At 29.7% G+C, this 11,594-nt stretch carries 12 protein-coding genes and 1 CRISPR repeat array (1 of these 13 cut by a window edge); of the genes, 10 read left to right on the forward strand and 2 right to left on the reverse strand.

The annotated features are described in order from the left end of the window. Window positions 1-4: 4 nt before the first annotated feature. Window positions 5-1,165: a histidine--tRNA ligase gene (gene hisS / locus ACYQ1U_RS00640; protein ID WP_459883265.1), complete on the reverse strand. Its 1,161-nt coding sequence runs from the start codon at window positions 1,163-1,165 to the stop codon at window positions 5-7. A 25-nt stretch (window positions 1,166-1,190) separates the two neighbouring features. Beyond that, window positions 1,191-2,045, reverse strand: coding sequence for a hypothetical protein (locus ACYQ1U_RS00645; RefSeq protein ID WP_459883266.1), 855 nt, complete (start codon window positions 2,043-2,045; stop codon window positions 1,191-1,193). Between the two features lie 25 nt (window positions 2,046-2,070). Between ACYQ1U_RS00645 and ACYQ1U_RS00650 the strand changes: the two genes are divergently transcribed. From ACYQ1U_RS00650 to cas2, 10 genes are all read left to right on the forward strand, one after another. Beyond that, the gene (locus tag ACYQ1U_RS00650) at window positions 2,071-2,859 is read left to right on the forward strand and encodes a TIGR00282 family metallophosphoesterase (RefSeq protein WP_459883267.1); all 789 of its coding nucleotides are present in this window, start codon (window positions 2,071-2,073) and stop codon (window positions 2,857-2,859) included. Window positions 2,860-2,941: 82 nt separating this feature from the next. Beyond that, window positions 2,942-3,565, forward strand: coding sequence for a 3-methyladenine DNA glycosylase (locus ACYQ1U_RS00655; protein ID WP_459883268.1), 624 nt, complete (start codon window positions 2,942-2,944; stop codon window positions 3,563-3,565). Then, window positions 3,562-4,128 (forward strand): M48 family metallopeptidase, encoded by a 567-nt coding sequence (locus ACYQ1U_RS00660; RefSeq protein ID WP_459883269.1) that lies wholly within the window; start codon window positions 3,562-3,564, stop codon window positions 4,126-4,128. Before ACYQ1U_RS00655 ends, ACYQ1U_RS00660 begins: the two co-directional genes overlap by 4 nt. Before the next feature lie 9 nt (window positions 4,129-4,137). Next, on the forward strand, window positions 4,138-5,736 hold the full coding sequence (locus ACYQ1U_RS00665) for a DNA recombination protein RmuC (RefSeq protein WP_459883271.1): 1,599 nt from the start codon (window positions 4,138-4,140) through the stop codon (window positions 5,734-5,736). 20 nt (window positions 5,737-5,756) lie between these two features. Next, window positions 5,757-6,566, forward strand: a complete 810-nt coding sequence (gene cas6 / locus ACYQ1U_RS00670) for a CRISPR system precrRNA processing endoribonuclease RAMP protein Cas6 (RefSeq protein ID WP_459883273.1) — start codon at window positions 5,757-5,759, stop codon at window positions 6,564-6,566. 101 nt (window positions 6,567-6,667) lie between these two features. Continuing rightward, window positions 6,668-7,582 (forward strand): helix-turn-helix transcriptional regulator, encoded by a 915-nt coding sequence (locus tag ACYQ1U_RS00675; protein ID WP_459883275.1) that lies wholly within the window; start codon window positions 6,668-6,670, stop codon window positions 7,580-7,582. A gap of 115 nt (window positions 7,583-7,697) precedes the next feature. After that, on the forward strand, window positions 7,698-7,961 hold the full coding sequence (locus ACYQ1U_RS00680) for a CRISPR-associated endonuclease Cas2 (protein ID WP_459883276.1): 264 nt from the start codon (window positions 7,698-7,700) through the stop codon (window positions 7,959-7,961). A 24-nt stretch (window positions 7,962-7,985) separates the two neighbouring features. Then, window positions 7,986-8,795: a CRISPR-associated endonuclease Cas1 gene (gene cas1, locus ACYQ1U_RS00685; RefSeq protein ID WP_459883277.1), complete on the forward strand. Its 810-nt coding sequence runs from the start codon at window positions 7,986-7,988 to the stop codon at window positions 8,793-8,795. Next, on the forward strand, window positions 8,720-9,004 hold the full coding sequence (locus tag ACYQ1U_RS00690; protein WP_459883278.1) for a hypothetical protein: 285 nt from the start codon (window positions 8,720-8,722) through the stop codon (window positions 9,002-9,004). The genes cas1 and ACYQ1U_RS00690 overlap by 76 nt, the downstream gene beginning before the upstream one ends. Beyond that, window positions 8,997-9,260, forward strand: coding sequence for a CRISPR-associated endonuclease Cas2 (gene cas2 / locus ACYQ1U_RS00695; RefSeq protein ID WP_459883279.1), 264 nt, complete (start codon window positions 8,997-8,999; stop codon window positions 9,258-9,260). The genes ACYQ1U_RS00690 and cas2 overlap by 8 nt, the downstream gene beginning before the upstream one ends. Before the next feature lie 176 nt (window positions 9,261-9,436). After that, window positions 9,437-11,594: a CRISPR direct-repeat array (repeat unit 36 nt; unit sequence GTTACAAACAATGACCCGATTCAAGGGGATTGAGAC) (it continues 543 nt past the right edge of the window).

An 11,594-nucleotide genomic window follows, 5' to 3' on the forward strand; every position in this document is an offset into this window, starting at 1 on the left:
TTTTTTAAAGTTCTTTTTCAAAAAACTCTCCGTTTTTAAGCTCATCAACTCCAACGACTAGAGCTTTTTTGTAATTTCCTTTATCAGCGGCTTTAAGGTGTGCTTTTAGTGATTTTACTTTAGTTTCAACAAATACTTTTTCATTTTGTCTTAGTTTGCTAGCTTCTTTTTGAATAAAAGGAATTGCTTCTTCTATCATTGCACCCATATATATGCCAACTCTAACATCATCAACACTTACTAAATCTATAATTCTCTCAACTCCTATAGCAAACCCCACTCCAGGAGTAGGTTTTCCTCCAAGAAATTCAACTAACTTGTCATATCTTCCACCACCTGCTATTGCACTTTGAGCTCCTATTTTATTTGAAACAAATTCAAATGTGGTTTTTGTATAATAATCAAGCCCTCTAACTAAATGTTTATCAACTTCATATTTTATTTCTAAATTATCAAGTCCTTTTTTTAGTTTTTCAAAATCTACTTGACAACTTTCACATAGGTTATCTGTAATTTTAGGTGCATCTTTTAAAATTGCTTGACAGTTTTTATTTTTGCAATCAAGTGTGCGGATTGGATTTTGGGTAATTCTTCTTTGACAGTCTTCACATAATTCATTTTTGTGTATATTTAGAAAATCTACTAGCTTTTCTTTATATTTTGGCATACATATATTGCATCCAAGTGAATTTATTTTTAGAGTATATTCAATATTAAGAGCTTTAAATATATCTGCCGCTATTGATATTACATTTATATCTTCATATACGCTTGCTTCTCCAAAACTTTCAATCCCAAATTGATGAAACTCTCTAAGTCTTCCTTTTTGAGGTCTTTCATATCTAAACATAGGACCAAAATACCAAAATCTTTTTGGAGTGCCTTGTCTATCAAACTTATGCTCGATAAAACTCCTAACAACTCCAGCTGTTCCCTCAGGTCTTAAGACTACGTCATTTCCACCTTTGTCTGTAAACTGATACATCTCTTTATTTACTATATCACTACTTTCACCAACACTTCTTTTAAATAGAGCAGTTTCTTCTAATATTGGAGTTTCTATATATTCATATCCGTAAGTTTCAGCAACCTCTCTTGCTGTATCAAAAATTTTTAAAAATCTTTTATCTAATATATCTTTCATACCTCTTAATGCTTTTATCATACAAAGCCTTTTTATTGAAATTTTACTAAAATTTAAAGTTTAATGTAGTAGTAATAAAAAATTTAGGAGTATAATGCCAATCTTTATGAGCTAAAAAATATGGAGTTAATTCAATAAAAAGGTAATTTTTGTTAAATAATTTTTGTCTAAAAGTAAAAAAAAGTTTATAACTTTGTAAAAATGGGTATTCTCTACTTTCACCACCTGCCCATAATCCATAAACTTTGATGTTTTTGTTGTTTTTATCATAATAATAAAATCCAAAATCATAATACATTTTTGTAGGGTTTTCTGAATAAGTTGTTTTTGAGGCTTTAAACGTTAAGTTTTTTATTTTTATTATTTTATTCAAATAAATAATAGAAATTTCTTTGTATTCTTTTTGAAAAGTATAAAAGTATATTGTTTCATCAAATGCAAAAGAATTAGTAAGAAATGATAGTTTTTCTATAGAGACCTTATATGTAAAAGATGGTTTAATTACTAATGTAAAAGAAGATTTGTACATAGTAAAAAATGGTGTTATTTTAAAGCTATAAGTTTTTTTAGTTGTTTTTTTTGTAGATTGGTTTATTTTTTGTACCGACCTCTCAAATGATGGTAAAATTACATTTATTTTAGATTGAGTAGAAGTTTTGTTTTTTAATGGATCATAAATTAGTTTTAGGTCTAAAAAGTTTTCTTTTGGTTCTATTTGAAGGTATGAAGGCATTAAGCTGTTGAATCTATTAAAAATTACCCTTTTTAAAGTAATTATTTTGGAGTTATTATTTTCTTTTATTTTTTGATATAGGGTGATGTTTTTTATTATTGATTGATTTTCATCATTACTAAACAATAATTTTGAAATAATTAAGATAATAACTAAAGCATTTCTCATAAAAGAATTATACCAAAGGATTTTTATGAACTTACTTTTTATAGGGGACATAGTAGGAAAGCCTGGAAGAAAGCTTGTAAAAACTTATCTACCTAGATTAAAACAAGAATATAACATTGACTATGTAATAGCAAATTATGAAAATTTAGCTCATGGGTTTGGAGTAACTAGTAAAACATACAAAGAGATGAAAAATGCTGGAGTAGATGTTTTTACCGGAGGTAATCATACTTTTGATAAAAAACAAGAAGCAATAGCTCTTTTAGAGGAAAAAAAGATTCTAAGACCTCTAAATTACTTTGAAGCACCAGGCGATTGGTATTTTGAGGATGAAAATATTATAGTTATTAGTGCTATGGGAGTTTATGGGATGCCTTATGGGAAAAATCCTTTTATTGAACTTAGTGAATTTATAAATAATTTAAATACGGATAAATTTATTTTTATTGACTTTCACGCTGAAGCCACAGCTGAGAAGAGGATACTTTTTCATATGTTAAAAGGAAAAGTAGGAGCAATTGTAGGTACTCATACTCATATCGGTACTGATGATTTAGAAATACAAAATGGAACTTGCTATTTAACTGATATTGGAATTACAGGATGTTGTAATAATGTAATTGGAATGAAAGAAGAAGACCCTATAAAACAGATACTAACAGGTTTGAAGCAAAATTTTGATGTACCAGATAAGTGTAATAGCATAATGCAGTGTCTTATTATTGAAACTGAAGGTAAAGTAACAAAAAGAGCATTTAAACTGAAGATAAAAGATGATGAGATTATAAAAACACAAAAAGTAGAGAAGAGTTAATTGGTATATTTGTTATTAGTTGATTGGTAACAAATATACAAATATACCAATATACCAATAACCAATACACTAAAGGACAACAATGGAATTTAGCAATTCGTATGAGCTTTTGATGGAATTAAGAGAAAAAAATTTGCTTGAAAACTGCCCAAAATATTGGTGGCCAAATGCTGGGACATTTGAGGTGGTTGTTGGAGCTTTGCTTACACAAAATACAAAGTGGGATAATGTTGAAAGAGCTTTAAACAAATGGAAAATTAAAAATGGAAAATGGAAAGTAGAGGATATTGCCTCTTGTGAGTTTTCTTTTTTGGCTGAATTTATAAGACCTGCAGGGTTTTACAATCAAAAGGCAAAAAGATTGATTGCACTTAGTAGAAATATTTTAAGAGATTTTGGAAGTTTTGAGGTGTTTATAGATAATGTAAGTCGTGAGTGGTTATTAAGTCAAAAAGGAATAGGGTTTGAAACAGCAGATAGTATTTTGTGTTATGCTTGTTTTAGAGATATTATGGTAGTTGATAGTTATACAAAAAGACTTCTTAAAAGAAATGGATATGAATTTGAAAGTTATGATGAAATGAGAGAATGGTGCGAGAGAGGAATTGAAGAAAACTGGGACAAATTGGCTGAATATTATAAAAATGATTTGAATTTATGTTTTGCAAGATTTCATGGAAAGATTGTTGAGTATATGAAAAAATGAATGGAGAATTGAGAATTGAAAGAGAATCAATAAAATACAAAATCATAAGAAAACCAATAAAACATCTCTATTTACAAATCAAAGACGATTTTGTAGAGGTTAGGTGTAATAAATTTGTGCCAAAGTCATTTATTGAAGAGTTTATTTTAAAAAATGCTAATGTTATAATTCATAAAATTTCTAATAATAAATATTTTTATCTTTTTGGTGAAAAGTATGAAAAAAATGGAATTGATGAAAAAGAGATTTATAAAGAGAAACTGCCTGAGATTGTTCTATCTTTTGTGGATAAATATTCAAAAAAAATGAATTTATATCCTAATAAAGTAGGTTTTCGTTTTAACAAAACAAGATGGGGCAGCTGTAGTGTGAAAAATAATCTAAGTTTTAATTACTATTTGGCTAAACTCCCTCAAGAATTAATTGAATATGTTGTAGTACACGAGTTGGCTCATATAAAGTATAAAAATCATTCACTTGATTTTTGGAACTTAGTAGAAAAGTCTTTGCCAGACGTCAAAAATCGTCGCAAACTTTTGAGACAATATGAAAAACTAATCTAAGGAGCTTTTATGAATATGCAAAGTTTATATATAACTAACGGAGTATTAGCAGCAATAGTAGTGTTTTTGATAGTTTTCTTGGTTGTAATGAAAAAGAAAAATGATAAATTAACTAAAGAAAATGAAAAAAAAGATGAGTTATTAAATGAAACAAACTCAAAACTTCAATATCAAATGACGCAAAATGCAATTTTAGAAGAAAAAATCAAAAACAATGAAAAAGATTTGCAGGAATTCAGTGTTTTAAAAGAAAAATACGAGATACTTTTAAACGAACAAAAACTTTTAGAAGTTCAAAAAAGCGAACTAGCACAAAAGGTTAATGATTTAGAAGAGATAAAAGTGAAATATGAAAATGTCCAAAAAGAGTTTATTGAAAACAGGGAAGAGATTAAAAGATTATCAACTTTAATAGACGAAACTAGAAAAAATTTATCTCAAAAAGAAGAAGAACTTAAAAAAACAATAGAGGAATTAGAGAATTTAAGAGAAGTTAATACTGCTTTAAAAACAGAAAACAAAAAACTTCAAACTTATCTTGAAGAAAGTCAAAAAGCATACGAAGAAAAAATAGAGTTTATCAAAAAAAGTGAAGAAAAACTTAAAGAAAGTTTTAAAAACTTAGCAAATGAAATACTTGAACAAACAAATGAGAAAATGACTAAAGCGTCTCAAACTACACTTTCACAAATCCTAAATCCTTTGCAGCATCAAATGAAGGAATTTAGAGAAAGAATAGAATTTTTAAGCAAAGAAGAGGCAAGTAAGATTAGTGCTCTTGAGAATGAGTTAAAAAATCTAAAAGACCTGAGTCACAAACTCTCGACCGATGCAGAAAATCTAGCAAAAGCGCTTAAAGGAGAGAAAAAAACTCAAGGTAATTGGGGAGAACTGGTACTTGAGAGGGTATTAGAACTAAGTGGACTAAGAAAAGGTATAGAGTATGAAAGAGAAGTTAGTCTAAATGATGAAAGTAATAAAAGATACCGCCCTGATGTTATAGTTCATTTGCCAAATGATAGAGATGTAATAATAGACGCAAAAACATCTCTTAATGCATATCAAGAATATATAAATACCGAAGATAAAACATACATAAAAGCACATATTCAGGCTCTAAAAAATCATATTGATAATTTAGCAGACAAAAAATATGAAAACCTAAAAGGTGTACATTCTCTTGATTTTATTTTTATGTTTGTACCAATTGAAAATGCACTTCTTTTAGCACTTGAAAATGATTCTTCGCTTTTTGAGTATGCTTTCAAAAAAAGAGTGGTATTAGTGTCTCCTACTACTCTTTTAGTTTCATTAAGAGCGATTGAGAGTAGTTGGAGATTTGAGAGACAAGCGAAAAATATCGAAGAAGTTGTAAAAACGGCTGAGAATTTATATGATAAAGTAAGAGGTTTTGCTGAAGATTTTGAAAAGATTGGTAAAAGTCTTGAGAGTGCCCAAAAAACATATGAAAATGCTAAAAATAAACTTACAAGCGGCAGGGGCAATGTAATAAGACAAATCGAATTACTAAAACAAAAATCCGGTATTAAACCTAAAAAAGAGATTTCAAAAGATTTAGTAGATGTTGCGATGATAGAAAACAAATAACCAATAAACAAGGACATATTATGAAATATTCCAAAATTACACTAAAAACAGATTTAATATTACCGTATAGATTTATAGGGTCAACCGTTAGAGGTGCATTTGGAGTAGGACTCAAAAGGGTTGTATGTATTAATCCGAGTGGGGAATGTAAAGGATGTTTTGCAAGTGATGATTGTCTTTTTTATGATTTTTTTGAAAGAGACAATCCAAAATATAGATTAAATATTGATTTAGATTCAAAAGTGGATTTTGATTTGTTTTTGTTTGAAGAGTATGCATTGAAAGCTCCTTATGTTATAAGTGCTCTTCATAAAGCTTTTAATGATATAGGAGTTACAAAAAATAGACTAAAACCAAAATTTATTATCCATCTAAATGATGAATTGGTGTATAAGGATGGGGAGTTTTTTAGTTTAGAAAACAAAGAAAAAGAGTTTACTATAGAAGAATTAAAAAACCAATGCAAAATAGTTTTAAAAACACCTCTTAGGATAAAAGAAAACAACAGATATGTAAGAGATGAAGTTAAATTAGAAACAATTCTCCGCTCAATTCATCATAGAAGAGAAAAACTTCAAAACAAACCTCTTAGTAAACTAAAGTTCAAGCCTGAATATAAAATAAAAATGAGCCGTTTTACTTTTGTTGAGCTAAAGAGATTTTCAAACCGTCAAAAAAGTGCAATGAATTTTGGAGGGCTTATGGGGGAGATTGAATTTGATTATATTGACAGTGATTCTTATAAGTTGTTAAAACTTGGAGAACTTATTGGAGTTGGAAAACAGACTACTTTTGGACTTGGGAAGATTGTAGAGGTTAGTAGAGGTTAGTAAAAGTATTAGAGGTATTAGAGGTTATAATACCTCTAATACCTCTAATACCGATATATGTGCTTAGTGAAGATTGAGCATATAGAATGAAGGAGATTTGAATGAAGAGCAAAAGATTATTAGAATTGCTAGAGGATTTAAGAAAAGGCAAGATAATATGTATCAAAAAGTGGGCTAATAGCAAAAACATCAGCGAAAGAACACTTCAGAGATATTTAGAAGAGATAAGAGAATTTTATGATATTGAGATAAAAAGAATTAAAAAAGGTTGCTATCAAGTTCCTCAGTTTGATGAGATAAATAACAGACTTATAAAAAAAGAAGAACTTGAAGATTTTGAAAAATTTGCAAACATTGTAGCAGCACTTAATCCTAAATTTTTGAAGTTTTTAAATATTGATGAGAGACTCTTAAAAAAGATAGCAAGAGATAAGGTGTTTTATCTAAAAGAATCACCTGTTGAAGATTTGATGAATACTAAAAATGAATTTCTTAAAAAATTAAAAAGCTCTATAAAATATCATAAAGTATTAGCCATTGAATATGAATCAGACAAAAGATATTTTTTTGAAGAATTTAAACCTTACAAGATTGTATTTGCCGATGGAAATTGGTATGTAGCTGGTGTGAGCAATGATAATATCAATAACGGATTTAAGTTTTTGAGGATTAATTTTATAAAAAATATAATCGAAACAAAAAAAGAATTTAAACCTAAAAAAGAAGTAAAAGAGTTTATATTTAATTTTCAATCTCTTTTTAGCAGGTTTGGTATTACACAAAAAGAAGTGATAGTTGAGGTTGATAAAGAAGCAAAAAGATTTTTTAAAGTAAAAAAATTTTTGCCATCTCAAACAATTTTAAATGAGGATGAAAACTTACTTAGGATTAGGTATTTTGTAACAAGTGATGAAGAGATAATACTCCTTGCTAAAAGATGGCTACCGCATATGAAAATAATAACTCCAGCTTTCCTTCAACAAAAATTGACTGAAATTGTTAGAAAAATTCTTTAAGCTTGCTCTAATAGCATTTAACAAATTAACCAATACACCAATACACTAATATACCAATTTCTATCCCGTCATTTTTTGTCTTTTTGTTTTGTTATAGTTGTCAAAAAGGTTTAGTATGTATCTTATAGCTTATGATGTTATTGACAACAAAAGAAGATATAGAGTCAGAAAAATAGCATATTCTTATGCTTTTGGAGGTCAAAAGAGTGCTGTTGAAGCACTTTTGGATAAAAAAGAAGTTTACGAACTTGCAAGAAAACTCTCAGCAAAAATTGACTTAAGTGAAGACAGGGTTCATATAGTAAAGGTGAGGAAATTTATCTATCTTGGAGTTGCTAAAGAGTTGAAATTTGATAATGGAGATATAATCATTAATTGAGAATGTAGAATTAAAGGGATTTGAATGAATAGACTGATAATTGATAAAGAGGGAAAAATTGAAGTTAAAAATTCACGAATAATTTTTTTAGATAAGTCCTATCCATTAAGGAAAGTAGATTTTTTGATATTGAGTGGGAATATAGAGATAGACACAAAAACTATCACTAAACTAACAAAAGAAAACATATCTATTCTGATTTTTAATAAAGGCTTTAGCTTTATTCATCCAATTTCACCAAAAAATGCAGAGCTCAAGAAAAAGCAGTTTTTTGCATTGAATAAAAGAGTAGAAATTTCAAAATACATAATAAGTGAAAAAATAAAAAGAAACTTTTTAAAAATAGAGTTTGATTTTGATGTTTTAAATGAAGCTTTAAGTATTGATGAAATATTAGGAATCGAGGGAGCGTTTGCCAGAGAATATTTCAAAAAATACTTTTCTTTGTTTGATAAAAGACTTGTGAGAGGTTATAGAAGCAAAAGACCACCTGAGGATGTAGTAAATGCAATGATGAGTTTTTTATATACCATTGTCTATTATGAAATTACAAATAAACTAATATTAAACGGACTTGAACCACAAATTGGTTATTTGCATGAACCTTTCAGAGACCATAATGCACTTAGCAGTGATTTATTAGAACTTTTTAGGAGTGAGATAGATAAATTTGTGTATGAATTATTTAAAAATAATATACTCAAAAAGAGTGATTTTGATACAAAGTATAGATTAAAAAATGAAACAAGGAAGAAATTATGGAAAACAATAAAAGAGTTTTTAGAAAGTCTGACGATTCAAAAAGAGGTTTCACATCTAAAAGAGTTATTGTAAAAAACAGATACGCAAAACTTTATCCCAAAAGAGATTATGTTGTAATCTTAGATGATGAAGAAATTATTATTAGTTATAGGTATATAAAAGAATTTTATATTAGTATTCATAATTCGTTGCCTCTTAGGTTTTTGTATCGTTTAGCAAAAACAAAAAAAGTTTATTTGATAGATGAAAATGGTTATATAGTAGGAGAAGTAAATGTCTGAATTTTTAGTATCTTATGATATAAAAAATCAAAAAAGGGTGGCAAAATTTGGAAGATTTTTATCAAAATTTGGTGTGAGGATAGAATACTCTGTATTTTATGTTCAAATGAATAAAGATGAAATGAGCGAACTTGCCATAAAAATGGTTGAGTATATAGAAGTTGAGGAAGATGATGTAAGGATTTACGAAATAGTAGATTATGGAATAGCACTAGGAAGAGCTGATTTGCTTGACGAAATGTTTTTGATTAGATAAAATTTTTTAAAAGATGTTTGATAATTTTTTGTTTAAGTTTTCTTTAAGAATTTCTCAAAAATAAAAATCCCTAAATTTCGGGCTTTTAACCTTAAAGTTTTCTTAAAATTAGTGCCTTAAGCTAACTTTAAGGTTTGTAAAAAACCAAAAAGTCCAAAATTTAGGCAAAGTTAGCTGTTACAAACAATGACCCGATTCAAGGGGATTGAGACGGGGAATACCCCCTCCCGATTTTATATTTTTTTTACGTTACAAACAATGACCCGATTCAAGGGGATTGAGACCTTCAAGTCTTGGGTCAGCTTGATTGAATACTTTACGTTACAAACAATGACCCGATTCAAGGGGATTGAGACTGTAAATAACAAACCCCATAATTAAAACCATAAGTAGTTACAAACAATGACCCGATTCAAGGGGATTGAGACTAACTTCCAAGTGCTGGAATAGTTACACTTAAAGTTTTGTTACAAACAATGACCCGATTCAAGGGGATTGAGACAGGCTATTGTTTCTTTCGCCTACCTTAACCTTTTTTAAGGTTACAAACAATGACCCGATTCAAGGGGATTGAGACGCCATACCTCTTTCAGCTTGTGGTATGGTTAAGCAGTTACAAACAATGACCCGATTCAAGGGGATTGAGACCTTTTGTAAAATAGTCAGTTTTGAGTTGTAAAAGTAGTTACAAACAATGACCCGATTCAAGGGGATTGAGACACCCTAACATTTCTCATCCTTTTTCCTTTTAAAAAAATTTTGTTACAAACAATGACCCGATTCAAGGGGATTGAGACTTTAATTTTAATTTTCTACATATTTTTCTAACTTCTTTGTTACAAACAATGACCCGATTCAAGGGGATTGAGACTTAGAAATTCTTTCATTTTACCTCCTTTTTTTTTAGTTACAAACAATGACCCGATTCAAGGGGATTGAGACACATAGAGGCGCGTTACCGCCTCTATGTAGCTCTGAGGTTACAAACAATGACCCGATTCAAGGGGATTGAGACTTTTGCAATAAGTTTTTCAAGTGCATTTATTAAAGTTACAAACAATGACCCGATTCAAGGGGATTGAGACCTGCTATCTCTTTTCCGCTTTTTAGTTCATTTAATGTTTGTTACAAACAATGACCCGATTCAAGGGGATTGAGACTCAGAGGTATTTTTCCTTGAAGTCTTCATAGCTGTCGTTACAAACAATGACCCGATTCAAGGGGATTGAGACCTGTTTCATAATCAACCTTCCACTCCCCTTTGGGTTACAAACAATGACCCGATTCAAGGGGATTGAGACGAAGTGTAGGTCTCGTACGAGCTCTCTTGGGAGTTACAAACAATGACCCGATTCAAGGGGATTGAGACGAATTTCATAAAGCCTTATTGAATATTTGCTATGTTACAAACAATGACCCGATTCAAGGGGATTGAGACGAATTTCATAAAGCCTTATTGAATATTTGCTATGTTACAAACAATGACCCGATTCAAGGGGATTGAGACAATTGAATATTTATCACCAAACACATCTCTCTCCTCTGTTACAAACAATGACCCGATTCAAGGGGATTGAGACTTTAGAGGAGAAAATGATTATATACCTCATAATTTCGTTACAAACAATGACCCGATTCAAGGGGATTGAGACTTGTGCAACTTTCACTTTACCTATACCTTCAACTTCAATGTTACAAACAATGACCCGATTCAAGGGGATTGAGACTAAAATATTGTTCACAAATTTGAATTAAATTAGTTAAGTTACAAACAATGACCCGATTCAAGGGGATTGAGACATATTCTGTTGCCTTAGCTTCCAAATTTTTAATCTGTTACAAACAATGACCCGATTCAAGGGGATTGAGACAAAGGTGGATTGATAACATTACCACTATTTTTGTTACAAACAATGACCCGATTCAAGGGGATTGAGACATAGCACTTCATTTAACTCTTTAGTAATTTGTGTGTGTTACAAACAATGACCCGATTCAAGGGGATTGAGACCTAATAGTCTTCTATCAGATAATGATAGAAGACTATCTGTTACAAACAATGACCCGATTCAAGGGGATTGAGACTGTATTTACTGCCTTTTTTGAAATAAAGTTCAGTTCCGTTACAAACAATGACCCGATTCAAGGGGATTGAGACAATATTTGAGTCATTTTTCATATTAGTAAAATAATTAGCAGTTACAAACAATGACCCGATTCAAGGGGATTGAGACCCTTTATTAAAATTCGTTAATAAGTTTTTTTAAAGCAGCGTTACAAACAATGACCCGATTCAAGGGGATTGAGACATCCCTGCCTTTTACGGCAGAGAGG

It is taken from the genome of Caminibacter profundus (genome assembly GCF_054657155.1).

What these genes read in the sequence shown, in the direction of transcription:
- hisS (WP_459883265.1), bottom strand. Translation starts at nt 1,165, where the DNA reads ATGATAAAAGCATTAAGAGGTATGAAAGATATATTAGATAAAAGATTT.
- ACYQ1U_RS00645 (WP_459883266.1), bottom strand. Translation starts at nt 2,045, where the DNA reads ATGAGAAATGCTTTAGTTATTATCTTAATTATTTCAAAATTATTGTTT.
- ACYQ1U_RS00650 (WP_459883267.1), top strand. Translation starts at nt 2,071, where the DNA reads ATGAACTTACTTTTTATAGGGGACATAGTAGGAAAGCCTGGAAGAAAG.
- ACYQ1U_RS00655 (WP_459883268.1), top strand. Translation starts at nt 2,942, where the DNA reads ATGGAATTTAGCAATTCGTATGAGCTTTTGATGGAATTAAGAGAAAAA.
- ACYQ1U_RS00660 (WP_459883269.1), top strand. Translation starts at nt 3,562, where the DNA reads ATGAATGGAGAATTGAGAATTGAAAGAGAATCAATAAAATACAAAATC.
- ACYQ1U_RS00665 (WP_459883271.1), top strand. Translation starts at nt 4,138, where the DNA reads ATGAATATGCAAAGTTTATATATAACTAACGGAGTATTAGCAGCAATA.
- cas6 (WP_459883273.1), top strand. Translation starts at nt 5,757, where the DNA reads ATGAAATATTCCAAAATTACACTAAAAACAGATTTAATATTACCGTAT.
- ACYQ1U_RS00675 (WP_459883275.1), top strand. Translation starts at nt 6,668, where the DNA reads ATGAAGAGCAAAAGATTATTAGAATTGCTAGAGGATTTAAGAAAAGGC.
- ACYQ1U_RS00680 (WP_459883276.1), top strand. Translation starts at nt 7,698, where the DNA reads ATGTATCTTATAGCTTATGATGTTATTGACAACAAAAGAAGATATAGA.
- cas1 (WP_459883277.1), top strand. Translation starts at nt 7,986, where the DNA reads ATGAATAGACTGATAATTGATAAAGAGGGAAAAATTGAAGTTAAAAAT.
- ACYQ1U_RS00690 (WP_459883278.1), top strand. Translation starts at nt 8,720, where the DNA reads ATGGAAAACAATAAAAGAGTTTTTAGAAAGTCTGACGATTCAAAAAGA.
- cas2 (WP_459883279.1), top strand. Translation starts at nt 8,997, where the DNA reads ATGTCTGAATTTTTAGTATCTTATGATATAAAAAATCAAAAAAGGGTG.